19 protein-coding genes and 1 tRNA gene are annotated in these 18982 nt (G+C 63.0%); 2 read left to right on the top strand and 18 right to left on the bottom strand.

The features are described from left to right. Position 1 precedes the first annotated feature (1 nt). The 10 genes from CSC76_RS13555 to CSC76_RS13515 all read right to left on the bottom strand — a co-directional run bounded on the left by CSC76_RS13555 (position 2) and on the right by CSC76_RS13515 (position 11690). Positions 2-2743 (bottom strand): glycosyltransferase, encoded by a 2742-nt coding sequence (locus tag CSC76_RS13555; protein ID WP_162110530.1) that lies wholly within the window; start codon positions 2741-2743, stop codon positions 2-4. Further along, the gene (locus CSC76_RS13550; protein WP_379605074.1) at positions 2740-4887 is read right to left on the bottom strand and encodes a GT99 family glycosyltransferase N-terminal domain-containing protein; all 2148 of its coding nucleotides are present in this window, start codon (positions 4885-4887) and stop codon (positions 2740-2742) included. Before CSC76_RS13550 ends, CSC76_RS13555 begins: the two co-directional genes overlap by 4 nt. Then, on the bottom strand, positions 4884-6194 hold the full coding sequence (locus tag CSC76_RS13545; protein WP_162110528.1) for an ABC transporter ATP-binding protein: 1311 nt from the start codon (positions 6192-6194) through the stop codon (positions 4884-4886). Before CSC76_RS13545 ends, CSC76_RS13550 begins: the two co-directional genes overlap by 4 nt. Then, positions 6184-7002, bottom strand: a complete 819-nt coding sequence (locus tag CSC76_RS13540; RefSeq protein WP_162110527.1) for an ABC transporter permease — start codon at positions 7000-7002, stop codon at positions 6184-6186. Before CSC76_RS13540 ends, CSC76_RS13545 begins: the two co-directional genes overlap by 11 nt. A 57-nt stretch (positions 7003-7059) precedes the next feature. Then, complete coding sequence (locus CSC76_RS13535) at positions 7060-8250, bottom strand: cystathionine gamma-synthase (RefSeq protein ID WP_162110526.1); 1191 nt, start codon at positions 8248-8250, stop codon at positions 7060-7062. A gap of 99 nt (positions 8251-8349) precedes the next feature. Further along, entirely contained in the window at positions 8350-9720 is a 1371-nt protein-coding gene (locus tag CSC76_RS13530; protein WP_162110525.1) for a pyridoxal-phosphate dependent enzyme, read from the bottom strand. A 115-nt stretch (positions 9721-9835) separates the two neighbouring features. Further along, the gene (locus CSC76_RS13525) at positions 9836-10054 is read right to left on the bottom strand and encodes an HP1242/YdcH family protein (RefSeq protein ID WP_162110524.1); all 219 of its coding nucleotides are present in this window, start codon (positions 10052-10054) and stop codon (positions 9836-9838) included. A 41-nt stretch (positions 10055-10095) separates the two neighbouring features. Beyond that, a complete protein-coding gene (locus CSC76_RS19295) occupies positions 10096-10221 on the bottom strand; it encodes a hypothetical protein (RefSeq protein ID WP_260618885.1) in 126 nt (41 codons plus the stop codon). Between the two features lie 189 nt (positions 10222-10410). Beyond that, positions 10411-11298 carry an OmpA family protein gene (locus tag CSC76_RS13520; RefSeq protein WP_162110523.1) on the bottom strand — a complete coding sequence of 296 codons (888 nt, stop codon included), beginning with the start codon at positions 11296-11298 and terminating at the stop codon, positions 10411-10413. Continuing rightward, on the bottom strand, positions 11295-11690 hold the full coding sequence (locus CSC76_RS13515) for a DUF4398 domain-containing protein (protein ID WP_162110522.1): 396 nt from the start codon (positions 11688-11690) through the stop codon (positions 11295-11297). The genes CSC76_RS13520 and CSC76_RS13515 overlap by 4 nt, the downstream gene beginning before the upstream one ends. 95 nt (positions 11691-11785) lie before the next feature. Here CSC76_RS13515 and CSC76_RS13510 point away from each other — a divergent pair, with 95 nt between their 5' ends. Beyond that, the gene (locus CSC76_RS13510; protein WP_162110521.1) at positions 11786-12922 is read left to right on the top strand and encodes a PilT/PilU family type 4a pilus ATPase; all 1137 of its coding nucleotides are present in this window, start codon (positions 11786-11788) and stop codon (positions 12920-12922) included. A 47-nt stretch (positions 12923-12969) separates the two neighbouring features. Here CSC76_RS13510 and maiA read toward each other — a convergent pair whose 3' ends face one another. The 6 genes from maiA to rplM all read right to left on the bottom strand — a co-directional run bounded on the left by maiA (position 12970) and on the right by rplM (position 16525). Continuing rightward, positions 12970-13629 (bottom strand): maleylacetoacetate isomerase, encoded by a 660-nt coding sequence (maiA, locus tag CSC76_RS13505; protein ID WP_162110520.1) that lies wholly within the window; start codon positions 13627-13629, stop codon positions 12970-12972. 98 nt (positions 13630-13727) lie between these two features. Continuing rightward, positions 13728-14717: a fumarylacetoacetate hydrolase family protein gene (locus tag CSC76_RS13500; RefSeq protein WP_162110519.1), complete on the bottom strand. Its 990-nt coding sequence runs from the start codon at positions 14715-14717 to the stop codon at positions 13728-13730. A gap of 62 nt (positions 14718-14779) precedes the next feature. After that, positions 14780-15517: a 2OG-Fe dioxygenase family protein gene (locus tag CSC76_RS13495; RefSeq protein WP_162110518.1), complete on the bottom strand. Its 738-nt coding sequence runs from the start codon at positions 15515-15517 to the stop codon at positions 14780-14782. A gap of 76 nt (positions 15518-15593) precedes the next feature. Then, positions 15594-15668, bottom strand: a tRNA-Gln gene (locus tag CSC76_RS13490). Between the two features lie 33 nt (positions 15669-15701). Continuing rightward, entirely contained in the window at positions 15702-16094 is a 393-nt protein-coding gene (gene rpsI, locus CSC76_RS13485; protein ID WP_162110517.1) for a 30S ribosomal protein S9, read from the bottom strand. 2 nt (positions 16095-16096) lie between these two features. Beyond that, entirely contained in the window at positions 16097-16525 is a 429-nt protein-coding gene (gene rplM / locus CSC76_RS13480; RefSeq protein ID WP_162110516.1) for a 50S ribosomal protein L13, read from the bottom strand. A 187-nt stretch (positions 16526-16712) separates the two neighbouring features. On the opposite strand from rplM, the gene coq7 reads away from it, so the two are divergent. Then, positions 16713-17354, top strand: a complete 642-nt coding sequence (gene coq7, locus CSC76_RS13475) for a 2-polyprenyl-3-methyl-6-methoxy-1,4-benzoquinone monooxygenase (RefSeq protein ID WP_162110515.1) — start codon at positions 16713-16715, stop codon at positions 17352-17354. A 111-nt stretch (positions 17355-17465) separates the two neighbouring features. Here the strand turns inward: coq7 and CSC76_RS13470 are convergent, their stop codons facing one another. Further along, entirely contained in the window at positions 17466-17786 is a 321-nt protein-coding gene (locus CSC76_RS13470) for a DMT family transporter (RefSeq protein WP_162110514.1), read from the bottom strand. A 181-nt stretch (positions 17787-17967) separates the two neighbouring features. Next, entirely contained in the window at positions 17968-18762 is a 795-nt protein-coding gene (gene speD / locus CSC76_RS13465; protein WP_162110513.1) for an adenosylmethionine decarboxylase, read from the bottom strand. Positions 18763-18982 lie beyond the last annotated feature (220 nt).

Raw genomic sequence — 18982 nt, 5'->3', positions numbered from 1 at the left:
ATCACGATCGTTGCACCCGTGGAATCGACAGCAAGAGGTCAGCAAGCGATCCGGCCGAGATCGTCGGAGGAAAAGTCCTATGGAGGTCGTTCCCAGCCAATCGTTCTATGAACGCACCCAGATGGGTCGCAACGATCGGGACACCGGAGCGGAGCGCCGTCGTCAGCGTGTATGAATAGGTGTCCGGCGCCTGCGATGCAAAAAGGATGATGTCTGGCTGCGCCTCGACAACGAGATCATCAAGTTTCGAATCATCATACCTGCCCGAACTCGAGAACACCGGCGACAGTTTTCTCGGGACCTCGCCTTGAGGATCGCCAATGAGATGGATCTCAAGAGGCAATGATCTTTTCAGCACCTCTTCGGCCAATGCAAGTACCAGCCTCCTGCCCTTGTGGGGCGCGAGGGCGCCGAACAGCACGACCCGACGCTTCGTCCTACTACCGGCAGGTACGTCAAAGGTACTCAGCGACATCAAGTCTTCGTGCGGCGCGACCTGGAAGGCGCGCCGGAAATAACGTTGCATCCGTGACGCGCAATCTTCACTTGGTGCTGCAAGAGCACTCGCGCCGAGCACCAGCCATTCATTGTGGATCCGCCAGTTCCGAATATCGCTCGAACCATGGCTGGGCCGCATGCTTATACACTCGTCGCAACCTTTGAGTGCAGGCTCGCCACAGTAATTCCCCGACGCATCGGTCAACGTTACCTGCGGACAAACAACGAAGTAGTCGTGAGCCACGAAGTCAAACGGGAGACCCGAGATCGCGATCGCCTTGCGTAATACCTCATTGAATCCAAGTACATGGTGGATCTGGATGCGTCCAGCGCCCATCGCCAACAGCAACCCGGACAGCTCGTGAGCGTTCTCTACATCCACCTCTACAGCGAATCCGTCTGTCACATGGGGGCACTCGACCCTCATTCTCTGGGCATAACCTTGCACGGGGCGGATCACGATCGTCCTGCTCCCGGATGGAGTCGCGCGCGCCACATCCTGCACATGGCGCTCGGTCCCCCCACCCAAGGCATGGGTGAACAGGACGCGTACATCAATGGCCAAGGCGCGCCATCGAGCAAACGTTAGCCTGATCCGTCCATGCAGACCGGGGTCACCACGCACGAAATTGGTCACATCACCTGCATACTCGGGATAACGCTCTCGAATGATCTCCTCGCCAATCAGTTTGCTCGGCTTGCTTGAGGTGGTGAAGCTGACTTCCCCGGCATGCTTGACGTATACATCGAGCGCAAGCAAGTTCTTCATGCCATTGCGCATCGCCCGCTGGCAGAAGTCGACTTCCTCACCGTAGCCCTTGCCGAAAGCCTCCTCATCGAACAATCCAACTTTGCGCAATGCTTCAGCCGTGATCAACATGCAGAATCCAACGCCGGTCGGCAGCTCAACGCTGAGCCCAGCATTGGTGACCGCCGCCAGCGAATCGATACTTCCCGCCGTCTCCCCCTCAGGAACGACATTGACGCCCAACTGCGGATAGCTGCATATGGTTGCGTTATTAGACATGGCTGTCACGGTGGCGACATCGCTGTTGGCGTCCACGTGACCTCGAAGTCTCGCAACCCAGTCACCTGAAACCTCCGTATCGCTGTTCAGCAAGATGACGCTGTCAAAATCCGGGAAAAGCAAGGCGGACTTCATCGCCTTGTTGACCGTCTTTACGAAACCGAGGTTCTCATCATTCTCCACATAGATCAGTCGATCATTCTCCACCACCAACGCACGCAAGAATTCCGTGATCTCAGGCTCGGGCGATGCATCATTGTAGATATGTAGGCGAAGCATGTTCTGAGGCACGCTGTCCAGCACCGATTCAATACAGGTTCGCGTCTCTTCTAGCCCGCGATATACGGGAACGATGACATCGACCGGTGCGTGCGGAGGTCGTTTCACAACGCCATCCACCTGTCCTGTCAATCGGCCCACACTTAAGTCTCGCTTCAGATGTCGGATGCCCCCTGGTCTTCCAATGACCAGATAATGGGAGAGAGGATCCCATCCGCCAAGCGATGAGCGCCCCAAGGCGACCACATACCCGAAGGAGTCGAAATCCGGTCCCGGGCTACGGCCCTCAGCAGCTCCGTAAAGGCCGAAGTGCAAAGATGGCGCCATGCCCGAACTCGCCACATCAGGATTGGCGGACCTGTACCAAGCCGGATCAAAGTACTCGTTCGGCCGGCGACCTTCCTGTTCACCGTACAGCACGAAATGAATGAGGGGGTTGAATCCACCCTCCCTCACGTCATCGTTGTGCGTCAGATAGAACACCTGATCGAAAAGTGCATGTGGAGCATTGAATTCCCTCCAGTTGGAAAGATATTGCGCCAGAACGGCCTTGAGGGTTGGCCGCCTACGTGCGTTTGACAGGCGCGCAGCTACTGGATCGAACCATGGATGGGGCCTGAGTCCGATGTAGTCTCCAACAAACCAGTAGTGGAGGAGTGCCTCACCTGCCGTGGCATCTAGGCCGTAGCGTGACCTGTACCAATCCAAGCCCAGCAATGGCGAAGCCACTGACAGCGAATCACTAACCAAGGCCTTCGCAAGCTCCCGTCGCCCTCCTTGAAATCCCGTTACTTGGCCAACCCAGTCGGGGTCTAGCAGCGGGCTGCAGGCAATGAGGCGAATCTTCAGAACGGTAGGCAGTACGCGCCAAGGGTTACTCAACGCCAAACGGCGGAACAAGTTGCGGAACCGGCTTTGCTTGAGGCGATCGATGATCATGCTTGCCTCCCCTTGGTCCGCTTGGCCAAGTACTTCTGCCTCCAAGTCATTTCCGAGACGCGCTTCATTTCATCTATGCTTGCATTTGCTCTCCCTAACGCTTCCGCCTGATCCCCCAACTCTTTCTTCAGAAGGCCCTGTGCTTCAAGCAACAACGCCACTCCCCCATCAATCCTCGCTGCCATGTCGGCCAGCCTATCTGCCTGGTTCGCTTGGACTTCTGCCAGGGGCTCGAAAGAGCGACCCATCTTCTCTACCAAAGCCGACAGATCGTTCAGACGAACTGACTGGTCATGAATGCTTTCGAGAAGCTCGGCCCGGGTCAGCGCTATCTCGCTCGAGCGGTGCTGCAATCGCGACGAGAGCTCATCGATGTCCCGATGGAGCTCATCGCGCATAGAAGCCTCGCCCACCTGGCGGCCTTGGCCAAGGATGCCCTCCTTGATTCTGTAAAGCTCAAGTGCGATCGCAGAACCCATACTCTGGTGAGAGAGCGAGAATTCCAGAATACCGTGTCCTGGGCCAGCGCGGGCGGTGCCGGAAGACCACAGATCGTCAACCGAGAACTCGAAGTAGACCTCACCGCCATCGTTGAGCAACGATACTGCTTCGCCGTCATGGAAATGTGCGCAACTCGCGGAGATCAGGCGAAGATGGGTATCGAAGAGTGGTAACAACTCCGCGCGCGCATCACCACCCCACCCCCAGCGCATCGCGCGCAGAGTGTTGCAACCGGCGAGTGCTGGTGCACTGATGCGGACGACTTCGGGGCGAGATCCGGATGGCAATACGAATCTCACAACACTGGCCGCGCCGTCCCTCACCAAGCTGGAGGGCCGAATGTGCAAGTCATCTGTATACCCATCATCGGCTCGTGCCCGATAGCAAAGCAGCCATTCATCTCGGGAACCTCCGGCCTCTTCTGCTCCGGCGTCCACCCGCGCACTCTCTATCCGCAGTCTCGCCATATGGCGAAGCGCTTCGCGTATATCGACCTTAGCACTGTCTGTATCCTGCTCCAGCCCATGACCCCGGAGGTGCATGGCAGCGATCTCAGCCTCCGCTGGTTTACCCAAACGGAAGCGGATGTAATCGGCTGAGAATACCAGTGAGTAGGGGACCAGATAGCCCAATAAAAAGTAGGCGAGTTTGCGCGCGCGCTGTTGAGGATCCTTTTCGCGGACAACGAATCCATAGGATGCATCCCCCTCGACATCAACCTCAAGCCCCAGCATGAGGGCTTCGAGGCCAACGCTGGAGTTCACACAAACCACCTTCTTGCACTGCGTGAGGAAGTCCAAAACGGTAGCCGAAGAGTCGTGCTCCGCCACTCCCTGCCTGACTTGAAACCTACTACCAGGGTGACTGCGTATGAGGGGTAACTCGGTCGAGCTCTCCAGCAACGCCTTCGCAATCAGGCTTGCATTGTCGAAGCCATTGCTGAAAGAAATTAGGTTCGAATCATCCTCGACCTGAAGCACCACGCCCAAGCGATTTCCGGGACCGCGCTCCTTGTACTCCATCGATGAGAACGCTCGACGAAGCTCAGGAACATCGAACTCTTGCATCCAGACGCTCGGATCAGTCTCGTAGCGCCGCGCGGCTTCCGTATTGCCATTGACACCGGAAAAATCGAAGTAGGCAGTCGGCCGGTACTGGGGCTCGCGAAGGGGTCCCACCTCCAGGTGAGCTACCGGAATTCCACGCGCTGCGGCGACTGCGCTTAGAGATGGACAGTTACTCCAGCTGAGAATCACCTCGATATCGTCCGGAAGTGAAGACAAGGCAGTCTCGAGTGCTTGCCTTATCTCTGGAATATCTTCGCTCAAGAAAGCCTTGAAGAAAGCTAAAGGATTGCCACCGAAACGCGGCAGTAGACGCATCATTAGCTCGGGATCAAGTAGCGAGAAACGATGCCGCTCAAGAGTCGCCGCGTCCGGCAGTCCATAACCATGCTCGATCTGACGATGCTGCCTGAGCTCCATCCTACCTTTCAACGCGGCACTATCGCACGGCTCCAGGTAATCGGCGGAAAGCAGGAACGCCATCGGCTCATCAATGGAAGATAGCAGCTTGTAGAAGACCCACAAGTACGGCGCGCTCACTCCTCGGAACGCGTATGGCGACAAGAATGCCGCGATCACAGTGTGCCAGCCTTCGCGGATATCGGCGCAAACACTACGCCGACCTGTTCGCGAGGAGACCAGAACTTTATGGACTGAATAGGACGTCGCTGATCCAGCTCTTCGCGCACCCCATTCGCAATCCGCGCGAGACCGCAGTGGACTAGGTACTCGCCAGCGCTGATGGGCAGTCTTGCCGAGAACTCGACGACTTGCCGGCCGCGCTCGAGAACGATGGGGAAGCCAGCACGGATGTTATTGTCTCCCCATATGTCCCCCCCTTGCGTCTTGGTTATCGAGACACCGAGGGCAATGTCATCGAGTACTTCGGACGATGCAATCGTGAACCTGAAGGTGAGCTCCTCGCCGGACCTCACAACTGGGCTTTGATCGAAACTGCTCCCATCGCGCCGAGTGATGTCCATCCTCTCGATGATCGCGCGCGCTGTTCCAAATCGCTTCTCGGAGACGCTATCGTTCATGCTCCTGCGCTGGGCCGCAGCCAAGTCCTCGGCCGTCACTTCCGTGAGTTCCGGATCGTTGTCGGATACCTGCCCGGGCTTGGCCGCGATCATTCCTTTCTCGTACGTGAGCACCGCCGCCAACACATCGCTCGTGTCGACCTGTATGCTGCCACCATCCATCACGATGCACCGATCAGCGTACTCAAGGATGCTGCCGGTCGAATGCGTCACCATCAGAATGGTCACGCCCTTCCTGCGCAACTCCTCCATTCTCCTGAAGCATTTGTACTGGAAGCCTATGTCACCAACAGACAGCGCCTCGTCGACGATCAGTATCTCGGGATCCACGCAGGCTTGGACCGCGAAGGCCAGCCTCACGTACATGCCACTCGAGTAAGTCTTGATTGGCTGGTCGATGAAATCGCCGATGCCAGCAAACTCCTCTATCTCGGGCAAGCGCAGCTCCATTTCACGGCGTGACAAACCGAGCAGTTCACCGTTCAGGATGGCGTTCTCGCGACCAGTGAACTCAGGATTGAAACCTGCGCCCAGTTCGAGCAATGCTGCAATACGCCCCCTTACATCCACGCTACCCTCGGAAGCTGCAAGCGTTCCGCAGATAATCTGGAGGAGGGTTGATTTTCCTGCGCCGTTCCGGCCGATTATGCCAATAGTCTCTCCTCTCATCATCTTGAAAGAGACGCCAGAGAGCGCCTTGAACTCTCGGTAGTAGTTCTTTGGGGCAAGACCGAACAGTCGCCGCAGACGCGGCAGCAGGAACTGCTTCAGCCGGTCACGAGGAGTTTCGTAGATCGCGAATGACTTGCTGACATTTTCGACCAAAATGGCAACCTCAGAGGACATCCGCAAACCCCTTTCGCGTCTTTTGGAACCAAGCGAATCCGGCCCACGAAACCACGATAGCCACTGTGATGCGAAGGAGATAGTTGCCGCCGTGTGGAAACTTCCCTTCAACCAGAACACCGCGCACATCCTCGATAGTCGACGTCAGGGGATTGAAGTGCATGACCTGTTGTATCTCTGCAGGCAACGCGGACACTGGATAGAAGATTGGCGACAGGAACAGCAGCGCTGTGGTCACCAGAAGTATCACTTGGCTGACGTCGCGCAGGTAAACACCCAGGGATGCGAGCAACCAGCTCAGCCCAAGAGTCAGGAAGAGCATCGGGAGTATCACGACGGGAAAAAGCCATGCAGTGACCGGAGGAACACCAAGAAAAACTAGATAGAAGAGCAACCAGACCAGCAAGCTGACCGCACCGTGGAAAAGGGAGCAGCCCAACGAAACCAGGGGCAATATCTCCAACGGAAAGACAACCTTCTTTACGTAATTTACGTTCATCAAAACCAGCGTCGGTGCCCGGTTGAGGCACTCGGACAACATGTTGAACACCAAGAGTCCTGAGAACAGGATCATCGCGAACTCAACCTTGGAGTCGGAACCCCCACTCCAGCGCGCCTTGAAGACGACGCTGAAGACGAAGGTATAGATGACCAGCATCATCAGTGGGTTGAAGAAAGACCAAAGAATGCCGACCATGGAACCCTGGTAGCGCCCTAGTACTTCCCGTTTCACGAGAGCCAGAATCAGCGAACGATGCATGATGAGCGTGGCGGGCATCGACGCCGGGCTGATTGAGAACTCCTTCATCAATCGCCTCTCGTACAATTGCCGGCACGTGGACAAGAGCCCGCGTTTATCCACATATTATTCAAGAGCAAGTCCCCTGCGCATGTCCCCAAGCAGGTCTTCGATCGCCTCCACCCCCACACTCAACCGCACCAACCCCTCGCTGATCCCCAGCTTTTCGCGCCGTTCCACCGGCACCGACGCATGCGTCATCACAGCCGGGTGATTGACCAGGCTCTCCACCCCGCCTAGCGATTCGGCCAGGGTGAACAGTTTCGTGTTCTCGCAGAACCGGCGCGCAGCGTCGAAGCCGCCCTTGAGCACGATGGAGATGATGCCGCCGTAGCCCAGCATCTGGCGGGTCGCCAGTGCGTGCTGCGGATGCGATGCCAGGCCGGGGTAGATGACTTTCTCGATTGCGGGGTGCGTTTCCAGCCATTGCGCAAGGGCGAGCGCGTTCTCGCAGTGCGCCTTCATGCGCAGGTGCAGGGTCTTCAGCCCACGCAGGGCGAGGAAGCTGTCGAAGGGTCCCTGCACGGCGCCGATGGAGTTCTGCAGGAACGCCATCTGCTCGGCCAGTTCCGTGTCGTCACCCACCACCACCATGCCGCCGACCATGTCGGAGTGGCCGTTGAGGTACTTGGTGGCCGAATGCATGACGATGTCGGCGCCCAGCGCCAGCGGGCGCTGCAGGATGGGCGAGGCGAAGGTGTTGTCGACGACCACGCGCAGGCCGCGCCTGTGCGCGATATCGCAGATGGCGGCGATGTCGACGATCTTCAGCATGGGGTTGGTGGGCGTCTCCACCCACACCAGTCGCGTTTCCGGACGGATGGAGGACTCGAACGCCGCCAGGTCGGTCATGTCGACGAAGCTGAAGTCCAGCCCGGCCGTGCGTCGACGCACGCGCTCGAACAGGCGATAGCTGCCGCCGTACAGGTCGTCCATCGCCACGACGTGGCTGCCGCTGTCCAGCAACTCCAGGATCGTCGAGGTGGCCGCCATGCCGGACGCGAAAGCGAAGCCGCGGCTGCCGCCTTCCAGCGCCGCCACGCAACGCTCGTAGGCGAAACGCGTGGGATTGTGCGTGCGCGAGTACTCGAAGCCCTGGTGCACGCCCGGACTGCTCTGGGCGTACGTGGACGTGGCGTAGATCGGGGGCATGACTGCGCCCGTGGTGGGATCGGGCGCCTGGCCACCATGGATGGCCAGCGTGCCCAGTGCGAGATCGCCCGCGTCCCCACCGGAAGGGGATGAATGTGTCGCCATGTTCGGGTTCCTTGAATCAGCCGGCCATTCTACCGGCCGAGTCTTAACATATCGTCCATGTCCGGCGGCCCTTCCCTGTGGGCAGCCGGAGTCTGCCGGCTACTGTGCGCGGCGTCGCAGATAATTCAGCAGGTCGATGCGGGTGATCAGCCCCAGGAAGGCGTCGCCGTCGGTGATGATGGCCACCTGACCGCGGTCGAAGACCGGCAGCAAGGCCTCGATCGGGGAGCGCACGTCCAGCCGGTCCAGCTTGCTGACCATGGCCGTGGCGACCGGGTCGCGGAAGCGGGCCTCGTCGCCATAGACGTGCAGCAGCACGTCGCTTTCATCGACGATGCCGACCAACCGGTCGCCTTCCATCACCGGCAGCTGCGACACGTCGTACAGCTTCATGCGCTGATAGGCCGTGGTCAGCAGGTCGGTGGGGCTGACCACCACCGTGTCGCGCTGGCTGTACGGGCGCAGGATGAGGTCGCGCAGGTCGCCGTACTGGGGCCGGTCAATGAATCCGTTGTCCAGCATCCAGTAGTCGTTGTACATCTTCGACAGGTACTTGTTGCCGGTGTCGCAGACGAACACCAGCACCTTCTTGGGCTCGGTCTGCTCGCGGCAGTACTTCAACGCGGCCGCCAGCAGCGTGCCCGTGGAAGAACCGCCCAGGATGCCCTCCTTCGCCAGCAACTCGCGTGCGGTCAGGAAGCTCTCGCGATCGCTGATCGCATAGGCCTTCTTGACCCGGCTGAAGTCCGAGATCTGCGGCAGGAAGTCCTCGCCGATGCCTTCGACCAGCCAGCTGCCCGACTTCGTACTCAGCGTGCCTTCGTTGATGTACTGGGTGAGGATGGAACCCACCGGGTCGGCGAGGATCATCTCGGTCTTCGGCGAATGCTGCGCGAAGCAGCGCGACAGACCGGTCATGGTGCCGGAGCTGCCGCAGCCGAACACGATGGCGTCCAGCTGCCCCTCCATCTGGCGCAGGATCTCCGGTCCGGTGCCGAACTCATGCGCCGCCGGATTGTCCGGGTTGCCGAACTGGTTGATGAAGTAGGCGCCGGGCGTCTCGCGCGCGATGCGCTCGGCCAGGTCCTGGTAGTACTCGGGGTGGCCCTTGGCCACGTCGGAGCGGGTCAGGATGACCTCCGCGCCCATGGCCTTCAGGTTGAAGATCTTCTCCCGGCTCATCTTGTCCGGGACCACCAAGATCAGTTTGTAGCCCTTCTGCTGGGCCACCAGGGCCAGGCCGATGCCGGTATTGCCGGCCGTGCCCTCCACCAGCGTGGCACCGGGCTTCAGGTCGCCCCGCTTCTCGGCCGCCTCGATCATCGACATGCCGATGCGGTCCTTGATGGAGCCGCCCGGGTTGGCGCTCTCGAGCTTCAGGTAGAGCGTGCAGGGGCCGGTGTCGAGGCGCCTGGCCTGGACGATCGGCGTGTCGCCGATCAGCTCGAGTACGGAGGAATGGATCGCCATGCGGCCGTGCATTCGGTGCGGAACATAGCCCGGATTATCGCATCTGGGTGACGCGGACGGCGACGGCCGACGAGGAGGCCGTCGCCGCCCGCGACGAGAAAGCGCGGGGGAGGCGTCAGTGGGGCTTGGCGTCGTAGATCCGGAGCAATCGCTCCTTGGCGTGCAGCTTCTCGCGCTTCATCTGGCCCAGCAGGTTGTCGTCGATGGGCAGTACGCCCAGCTCGGCGTCGGTGACCTTCTTGTCGAGCTCGCGATGGCGCTGGTACAGCTGCTTGAACTCCGGATCGGCCTTGATGAGTGCTTCGATTTCGGCCTGCGGTTGACCTTCGAACATGATCGTTACCTCCTTCAGCGGAAATACAAACGCCCCGGCCTTCACAGGCACGGGGCGTTGGCTTGGGAGCGGAGGACCTGGCCGGCGGCGCGGGCACCCTCCACCGGAATGCCCGCGGCGATCTGCTTGCCAGCGGCGGTCTCCGGCGGAATGGGAACAGGCGTCATCGGGTCGATTCTCCGGTGAGCCAAGCGACGGGAGTCGCTTGGGTATACGACCCTACTCCTCCCCCAGGGGGCGGGCAAGACCCGCCGTAACCTGTTGATTTGCATGACAGCGCACGCTGCGCCCGGCGTTCAGCCCAGCCCGCGAAGAGCGCCCAGAATTCGCTCATCCTCTTGATTTACAAGAATAAATCAGTGCGCGATTATCACGTCCAGCGCACGCGCCTTGCTGCCCGCGCCCTTGCCGCTGCTCTGCAGCCTCGATTTCGCGATCCCCGCCGCCGTCAGTGCATCGCGCAGGGCGTCGGCACGGCGCTGGCCCGGGGTGTGCTTGTCGCCATAGCCTTCGATGCGTGCGCGCGCCTTCGGGTTGGCCTGCAGGTAAGCGGCCAAGGCGCTCGCACGGGAGGCGCCACTGGCCGACAGCTTGGCCGAGTCGCTGGCGAAGGCATCCGCCCCCAGCGTGAACACTTCGCCGCGGGCTTCGAACTTGGAGGCCGGTAGCTTGGCACCGGACACGAGTTCGGCCTCCTCCCTGGCCAGCTTCAGTTCGCGCTGCCGCGCCGCGCTCAGGCGGTTGGCCTGTTGGCCGGCCACCGTATCCAGGGTGGTCTCCGCTTCCTGGCGGGCCAGCGCCTCGGCCTCGGCCGCCAGGCGCAGGCGCTCTGTTTCCTCGGCCTGGATCTGGGCCTGCACCCGCAGGCGCTCGGCTTCGCGACGCGCCCGCTCGGCCTCGCGCCGGCTGGCTTCCACCAGCAGTTCGCTGCGTGTGCGGTCGAGGCGATCGGCTTCGCGGCGCGCCGCCTGCGCGCGTGCTGCGATCTCGGCGATCTGCACGCGGCGCTCGGCCACGTACTGCGCCGTTTCGCGCTGGCTGCGGCGCGCCTTGCTGAAGGCGGTCACGGCGTGCTGGGCCTGCAGTTTTTCATAAGCGGCCAGTTCGGCCACGTCGGGATCGGCCTGGAGGGCGGCCAGCCGCTGGTTCAACTGCACGACCACGGGGTTTTCGGCCGCCAGGGCGGCCTGGGTGACCAGCGCCAGGCCCAACAGGCCGGCCAGGATCTGCGGACGGCCCTTCATCGCCGACCCTCTGCGCCGATCTGGGCCTGCAGGTCGGCGATCTCGACCTTGCGCTGCGCGACCTCTGCAGACGCCACGGCCTCCTGACTGCGCGCGCGCGCCAGATCGGCATCGACGGCGGCACGCAGGGCCAGATCGAGCGCCGCCTTCTTCTCGCGCGCCGCATGAGCCGCCTGCGCCTGCGCCAGTGACTGGCGGGCCGCGGCGAGTTCGGCAGGCGCGTACTGGTCGGCATCGGCCTGGGTGGCACGCTGCACGGCCTGCACGGCGGCTTCCAGCTCGGGCGTCAGCGCCGCCTGCGCGAATGCAGGCGCCGCCGACAGGGCCAGTGCCACTACTGCGGCCGCCATCACATGCGGGGGTCGTCGGAAGTATGAGAAGCTAGCTGTCATTGGGGTGCCGTGGCTCAGAGGGGTGCGCGCGGCCATTGTCGGAAGCCTTTGGTACGGTTGCAACGCCGTGCCACGCAACGTGGGGAGCTTTGCACATGGACATCGGCTATTTCCTGAAGCTGATGACCGAGAAGAACGCCTCGGACATGTTTCTGACCACCGGGGCGCCGGTCTACATCAAGATCGAGGGCAAGCTGTACCCCTTGGGCAATACCGGCCTGCCGCCCGGCATGGTCAAGAAGATCGCGTATTCGCTGATGGACGAGGGCCAGGTGCCCGTGTTCGAGCGCGAGCTCGAGCTGAACATGGCCATCGCCCTGCAGGACGCCGGCCGCTTCCGCGTCAACGTGTTCAAGCAGCGCGGCGAGGTGGGCATGGTCATCCGTGCCATCCGCAGCGTGATCCCCAGCATCGAGGAGCTGAACCTGCCGCCGGTGTTGAAGGACATCATCATGACGCCGCGCGGCCTGGTGCTGATCGTGGGGTCCACCGGCTCGGGCAAGTCGACGTCGCTGGCCTCGATGATCGACTACCGCAACACCACCAGCACTGGCCACATCCTCACCATCGAGGATCCGATCGAGTACCTGCACAAGCACAAGCAGTCCATCGTCAACCAGCGCGAGGTGGGCCTGGACACCCATGCCTTCCACAATGCGTTGAAGAACGCGATGCGCGAGGCGCCGGACGTCATCCTGATCGGCGAGATCCTGGACGCCACCACGATGGAGGCGGCCATCGCCTTCGCCGAGACCGGCCATCTGTGCCTGGCGACGCTGCACTCCAACAACGCGGACCAGACCATCGAGCGCATCCTCAACTTCTTCCCGGAGAGCGCGCACAAGAACGTGCTGATGAACCTGGCGCTGAACCTGCGCGCCGTGGTCTCGCAGCGCCTGGTGAAAGGCGTCGACGGCCGCCGCCTGCCCGCCGCCGAGGTGCTGATCAACACGCCGATGATCCGCGACCTGCTGCGCCGGGGGCAGGTGCACGAGATCAAGGCCGCCATGGAGGAGTCGCTGGAGGAAGGCATGGAGTCCTTCGACCAGTGCCTGTTCCGGATGGTGAAGGAAGGGCTGATCGAGCAGGAGGAGGCGCTGCGCGCGGCCGACTCGCGCGACGGTCTGGCCCTGAAGTTCCGCCTGTCCGAGGGCAGCAAGGGCGAACACGACCCCTACGCCGACTACGACACCGGCAGCGCCTCGCCCCGCATCACCCACGGCTTCGGCTGACGGCGCCGCGCTCACGCATCACGATGGGCGGTCGACCGCCCGTTCCTTCAGGCGTTGGCGTCGGGCTGGTTCTCGGGGCGCGCCTGATCGAAGGCCGGCAGGGCGAGACAGGCCTGCTCGATGCGCAGGAGGGTGGGGAACGCCGCCATGTCCACGCCGAAGCGGCGCGCGTTGAACACCTGCGGTACCAGGCAGCAGTCGGCCAATCCCGGCGTCTGTCCGTGACAGTACACGCCGGTCGCCGCATCCTCGGCCAACAGGGTCTCGACGGCGGTGAAGCCTTCGACGATCCAGTGCTTGACCCAGTCCTCGCGCTCGGCCTGGGGCACGTTCCAGGTGTGCTCGAAATACTGCAGCACACGCAGGTTGTTGAGCGGATGGATGTCGCACGCCACCATCTGCGCCAGCGCGCGCACGCGCGCACGGTCGCGTGCCGTCATGGGCAGCAGGCGCGGCGACGGCCACGCCTCGTCCAGGTACTCCAGGATGGCCAGCGACTGCCGGATCACGCGCTCGCCATGCTGCAGCGTGGGCACCATGTGCTGGGGGTTCTTGGCCACGTACGCGGCCGCGTGCTGCTGCCCGCCGTCGCGGACCAGGTGCACGGGCAGCGTCTCGAACGCCAGACCCTTGAGGTTCAGCCCGATGCGCACGCGGTAAGCGGCGCTTGAGCGCCAATAGGAATACAGCCGCAGTTGCTCAGCCATGCAGACCGCCCCTTGCGGAATGCCCCTTCAAGTGCCAGAAATCCGCGTCCATGCCGGTTCCGCCCCGTACCCTACTCACACTGGGCCCGGGCAGGTCATCAAGGCAAGGGCTGCGGTTCGATCCGCTGCTCGATCACGCCAAAAATGGAACGGCCGTCACGATCCTTCATTTCGATGTGGACCACATCGCCGTACTTCATGAAGGGGGTGGACGGCTTGCCGTCCCGCAGCGTCTCCACCGTGCGCTTCTCGGCGAAGCAGGAGGCGCCCTTGGACACATCCTCGTTGGCGATGGTGCCGGACCCGACCAGCGTGCCGGCCGACAGCGGACGGGTCTTGGCCGCGTGCGCCACCAGCTGGGCGAAGTCGAACTGCATGTCCACGCCGGCCTCCGGCGCACCGAACCACTCGCCATTGATGTGCGTCACCAGCGGCAGGTGCACCTTGTTGTCCTTCCACGCATCGTCCAGCTCATCCGGCGTCACGAACACCGGCGACAGCGCCGAACGTGGCTTTGACTGCAGGAAGCCGAACCCCTTGGCCAGTTCGGCCGGGATGAGGTTGCGCAGCGACACGTCATTGACCAAGCCGATCAGCTGGATGTGCGCAGCCGCCTGTGCGGGGGTGACGGCCATCGGCACGTCGTCGGTGACGACCACGATTTCCGCCTCCAGATCGATCCCGTACTCCTCGCTGACCACCTTCACCGGATCGCGCGGGCCCAGGAAGGCCGCGCTGGTGGCCTGGTACATCAGCGGATCGGTGTAGAAGCTCGCCGGCACTTCCGCATTGCGCGCACGCCGCACGCGCTCGACATGCGGCAGGTAGGCGCTGCCGTCGACGAATTCGTAGGCGCGCGGCAACGGGGCCGCCATGGCCTGGGCGTCCATGTCGAAGGCGCCATCGGCATCGCCGGCGTTCAGCGCTTCGTATAGCGCGTTCAGGCGCGGCGCCGTATTGCTCCAGTCCTCCAGCGCGCGCTGCAGGGTCGGCGCGATGCCGGTGGCGCGCACGGCGCGCGTCAGGTCCCGCGACACCACGATCAGGGTACCGTCACGACCGCCTTCCTTCAGGGAACCCAGCTTCATCGGAACTCCAGTCAACCGCGCGCACGCGCCTTCGTTTCAATTGTAACGAATCCGATCCGGATTCAGCCGACTTCGTCGTCGCCCTGGAAGCCCCCGGACCGGAACGTCAGCACCAGCGTATCCCGGTGGCCGGTGGCGTCCACCGGCTGGATCGGCGTGGACTCGTGGATGACGCGCTCATCGTCCAGGAACAGCAGCGACCACGGGACCTGCAGGGTGAAGCGCTGCCCGTCCGGTCCGGCCGCCTCGAACACCCGGGTCTCGCCGCCCTTGATGCCGGTCCGGCCCACCAGCAGCACGGCCACGAAATCCACGCCGTCGCGGTGGGCGCCTTCCGGTGTCGGCCGGCCAATACCGTCGGTGGTGTCGATGCGGAACTGGTGCGCTTCCACGTACCAGGCACGCTCACCCTTCAGTGCGGAGCCCCAGCGCGCCAGACCGACCAGCAACTGGCGCCAGGCGGCTGCCTCCGCCACGGCCGGCTCGATCGGTTCGAACCAGCGCTGCATGCCGCCGTGCAGGGCGTTGTAGTCCAGCGACTGCCAGTGCGCACGGTGCGGCGCCCGGCAGACGTCGTCGCCCTCCACCACGAAGCAGGCGAGCCGCCGGCGACGGTAACGCCCGCCGTCTCTCAGGTAGCCGTCGGCCTCCAGGCGGTCCCAGCTCGGGACCAGCGCCGCCAGGCCGGCCAAATCGGTGCAGGTACCCTGCGCCATGTCCGTCGGCGCGAGCACGGCATAGCCGCGCGCGCGCATGCGGGGCAGCGCGTCGGCGACCGGGCAGAAGGGAGGGGGGAACATCGCGACCATCGGCAGACCCCTCAACGCAAAAACCCGCCAGAGGCGGGCTTTTGCGGATGTCCAGTGGACTTCAAGTTGGCAGCCCCGGATGGATTCGAACCACCGAATGCCTGAGTCAGAGTCAGGTGCCTTACCGCTTGGCGACGGGGCTGTGTAACCAGTGACGCATAGTGTAGCGCGTCTGTTAGCGCTTGGAGAACTGGGTGGCGCGACGAGCCTTGTGCAGACCGACCTTCTTGCGCTCGACTTCACGGGCGTCGCGGGTCACGAAGCCTGCCTTGCGCAGTTCCGACTTCAGGGTTTCATCGTACTCCACCAGCGCGCGGGCGATGCCCAGGCGGATGGCGCCGGCCTGGCCGGTGATGCCGCCACCGGTGGTGGTCACGGTGATGTCGAAGGTTTCCGTGTTCTTGGTCAGCTCCAGCGGCTGGCGCACGATCATGCGGCCGGTTTCGCGGCCGAAGAACTCGTCCAGCGGACGACCATTGACCGTGATGTTGCCGGTGCCCTTGCGCAGGAACACGCGGGCGGTGGAGGACTTGCGACGGCCGGTGCCGTAGTTCTGAGTGATAGCCATGATTAGATGTCCAGGACCTGCGGCTGCTGAGCGGCGTGCGGATGATTCGGGCCGGCGTAGACCTTGAGCTTGCGATACATGTCGCGGCCCAGCGGGCCCTTCGGCAGCATGCCCTTCACGGCGGTCTCGATGACGCGCTCCGGATGGCGCTCCAGCGCCTGGGCCAGCGTCTCGGTCTTCAGGTTGCCGATGTAGCCGGTGAAGCGGTGGGACTTCTTGTCGGCCAGCTTGTTGCCGGTGACGTGGATCTTCTCGGCATTGATCACGACGAGGTAGTCGCCGGTATCAACGTGAGGGGTATAGACGGGCTTGTGCTTGCCGCGGAGGCGACGGGCCAGCTCGGTGGACAGGCGACCCAGGGTCTTGCCTGCTGCGTCGACGACGTACCAGTCGCGCTGGACGGTCTCGGACTTGGCGGTAAAGGTGCTCATGGAACTCTCGTGTGTCTGGTCGGGCGGATTCCGCGGTTTCCCGGCCGGAACTTTGCCACGCGTTGTGAAGGGTGAAACGTAAGAGGCGGGATTGTACGGGGCCTTGCCGCAGTGCGCAACCCGGGCCTACCCGACCTATCGGGGTGCCGGGCAGACGCGGCTGAAACGAGTCGGCACAATACGACCCATGAACACGCGGACCCTCTCGCTTCTCGACGGATGGCTGGTGGAGGCCCAGCGAGGGCTGGACACCGTCTTCGGCAACCCGCCCGCCCATCGCGCCAACCCCGCCGGGGACACCCCCGACGTGGCCCTGGAACCGGACGAGCAGCGCCATGCCGCCGGCCTGATGCGCATCAACCATGTCGGCGAGGTCTGCGCCCAGGGCCTGTATTTCGGGCAGGCGGCCGTCGCCCGTGACGGCGCCACGCGCGCCCACCTGCTGGACGCAGCCCAGGAAGAGACCGACCACCTGGCCTGGTGCGCCGACCGCCTGCGCGAACTGGACAGCCGTCCCAGCGTGTTCAACCCGCTGTGGTACGCCGGCAGTTACGCGCTGGGCGCCCTGGCCGGCCTGCGCGGCGATGGCTGGAGCCTGGGGTTCGTGGTGGAAACCGAGCGCCAGGTGGAGGCGCACCTTGACGAGCACCTGGAGACCCTTCCGCCTGCCGACCTGCGCAGCCGCGAGATCCTGACCGTGATGAAGGCCGACGAAGCCCGCCATGCCGATCATGCGCAACAGGCCGGCGCACGCACCCTGCCCGCGCCGATCCCGACCCTGATGGCGGGCGCCTCTAAGCTGATGAAGGCGGTGGCGTACCGTCTTTAGAAAGCCCCCTGGCCCCATGGCGGCCAGATCCAAGGACGACGACCGGCATCGAAGCTTTTCCCCGGAAGGCCGCGTCAACAGGGACATGCGGATGGCGGGCCTGGGCCCGCCCTACCCGCCGGACGTCAGCTTCAGCCCGATGATGCCGGCCACGATCAGCCCGATGCACACCAGGCGGGCCGCCGTGGCCGGCCCCTGAAACAGCCACATGCCGACAAGCGCCGTACCGCCGGCACCGATGCCCCCCCAGATCACGTACCCCGTACCCAGCGGGATGTACTTCAGCGCGACCGCCAGCAGCCAGAAGCTGGCCGCCGCCGCCACGGCCGTGACGACGCTGGGCACGAGTCGGGTAAAGCCCTCGGAATACTTCAGGCCTACGGCCCACACCACTTCCAGCAATCCCGCCAACACCAGCCAGACCCACGCCATACGTCACCTCCTCAGGTTTGATCGCCCGGGCCATAACGCGAAACGGCCCGGAACTCGCGTTCCGGACCGCCGTCGGTCCTGATGCGCGGCTCGCGCCGCGGGCGGGTCGTCCCGCCGGTTGTGTGGGCAGACTAGCGCAGGCCACCCGAACCGGATGTAACCCGCGCCCGCCGCCAACCCGTCACTCGGACAGGTTGCGCCCGTGGTACAGCTCCTCGATCTCCCGCTTCAGGCGCGCCTCGATCTTCATGCGCTCCTTGAACGAGAGGTTCTTGGCCTTTTCCTCGAACAGGTAGTTGTCCAGGTCGAAGTCCTTCAGGTGCATCTTCGTGTGGAAGATGTTCTCCTGATAGACATTCACGTCGAGCATCTCGTAGCGCGACTTGATGTTCTTGGCCAGGAAATCCTGGATCGAATTGATCTTGTGGTCGATGTAGTGCTTCTTGCCCTTCACGTCGCGGGTGAAGCCGCGCACGCGGTAGTCCATGATGACGATGTCGGACTCGAGGCTTTCGATCAGGTAGTTCAGCGCCTTCAGCGGCGAGATCACGCCGCAGGTGGCCACGTCGATGTCCGCGCGGAAGGTCGCGATGCCGTTGTCCGGATGCGTTTCCGGATACGTGTGCACCGTGATGTGCGACTTGTCCATGTGGGCCACCACCGCGTCGGAGATGATCTCCTTCCCTGCGTCCTTCTTGTCGATCACCGGCTCCTCGGAAATGAGGATGGTCACCGACGCCCCTGGGGGGTCGTAGTCCTGGCGGGCCACGGTCAGGATGTTGGCGCCGATGATCTCCGCCACATCCGTGAGGATCTGGGTCAGACGGTCGGCGTTGTACTCCTCGTCGATGTACTCGATGTACCGGCGACGCTCGTCCTCGGAGGAGGCGTAGCACACGTCGTAGATATTGAAGCTCAGCGCCTTGGTGAGGTTGTTGAAGCCTTGCAGCCGCAGGCGAGGCAGGGGTTTTACCACGGCGGTGGTCCCTCTCTGGGGGGTATCGGATGAGGGGGCGGATTATGCGCCATATGGGGTGACAGCGAAATGTCCGTGTCCGCCCGTCGGCCGGCCGGCATGGGACTGGCCCAGCCCTTGCATGGCCTGCGTTTGCCGTCGGCCACGTATTCGGACTAAGCTTCCTGAATTACGAGCTGCGACCACCATGAGCCTAGGCATCCCCCTTTCAGCCCCCGCT

The sequence above is a fragment of the Pseudoxanthomonas mexicana genome, assembly GCF_010093385.1.
GTDB classification, from domain to species: domain Bacteria; phylum Pseudomonadota; class Gammaproteobacteria; order Xanthomonadales; family Xanthomonadaceae; genus Pseudoxanthomonas_A; species Pseudoxanthomonas_A mexicana.
The sequence above is the reverse complement of the archived record's forward strand: the minus strand, read 5'-3'. Positions and strand labels throughout refer to the sequence as shown.

Coding starts and splice junctions, on each gene's coding strand:
- CSC76_RS13555 (WP_162110530.1), bottom strand. CDS start 2,743: ATGATCATCGATCGCCTCAAGCAAAGCCGGTTCCGCAACTTGTTCCGC.
- CSC76_RS13545 (WP_162110528.1), bottom strand. CDS start 6,194: ATGTCCTCTGAGGTTGCCATTTTGGTCGAAAATGTCAGCAAGTCATTC.
- CSC76_RS13540 (WP_162110527.1), bottom strand. CDS start 7,002: ATGAAGGAGTTCTCAATCAGCCCGGCGTCGATGCCCGCCACGCTCATC.
- CSC76_RS13535 (WP_162110526.1), bottom strand. CDS start 8,250: ATGGCGACACATTCATCCCCTTCCGGTGGGGACGCGGGCGATCTCGCA.
- CSC76_RS13530 (WP_162110525.1), bottom strand. CDS start 9,720: ATGGCGATCCATTCCTCCGTACTCGAGCTGATCGGCGACACGCCGATC.
- CSC76_RS13525 (WP_162110524.1), bottom strand. CDS start 10,054: ATGTTCGAAGGTCAACCGCAGGCCGAAATCGAAGCACTCATCAAGGCC.
- CSC76_RS19295 (WP_260618885.1), bottom strand. CDS start 10,221: ATGACGCCTGTTCCCATTCCGCCGGAGACCGCCGCTGGCAAGCAGATC.
- CSC76_RS13520 (WP_162110523.1), bottom strand. CDS start 11,298: ATGAAGGGCCGTCCGCAGATCCTGGCCGGCCTGTTGGGCCTGGCGCTG.
- CSC76_RS13515 (WP_162110522.1), bottom strand. CDS start 11,690: ATGACAGCTAGCTTCTCATACTTCCGACGACCCCCGCATGTGATGGCG.
- CSC76_RS13510 (WP_162110521.1), top strand. CDS start 11,786: ATGGACATCGGCTATTTCCTGAAGCTGATGACCGAGAAGAACGCCTCG.
- maiA (WP_162110520.1), bottom strand. CDS start 13,629: ATGGCTGAGCAACTGCGGCTGTATTCCTATTGGCGCTCAAGCGCCGCT.
- CSC76_RS13500 (WP_162110519.1), bottom strand. CDS start 14,717: ATGAAGCTGGGTTCCCTGAAGGAAGGCGGTCGTGACGGTACCCTGATC.
- CSC76_RS13495 (WP_162110518.1), bottom strand. CDS start 15,517: ATGTTCCCCCCTCCCTTCTGCCCGGTCGCCGACGCGCTGCCCCGCATG.
- rpsI (WP_162110517.1), bottom strand. CDS start 16,094: ATGGCTATCACTCAGAACTACGGCACCGGCCGTCGCAAGTCCTCCACC.
- rplM (WP_162110516.1), bottom strand. CDS start 16,525: ATGAGCACCTTTACCGCCAAGTCCGAGACCGTCCAGCGCGACTGGTAC.
- coq7 (WP_162110515.1), top strand. CDS start 16,713: ATGAACACGCGGACCCTCTCGCTTCTCGACGGATGGCTGGTGGAGGCC.
- CSC76_RS13470 (WP_162110514.1), bottom strand. CDS start 17,786: ATGGCGTGGGTCTGGCTGGTGTTGGCGGGATTGCTGGAAGTGGTGTGG.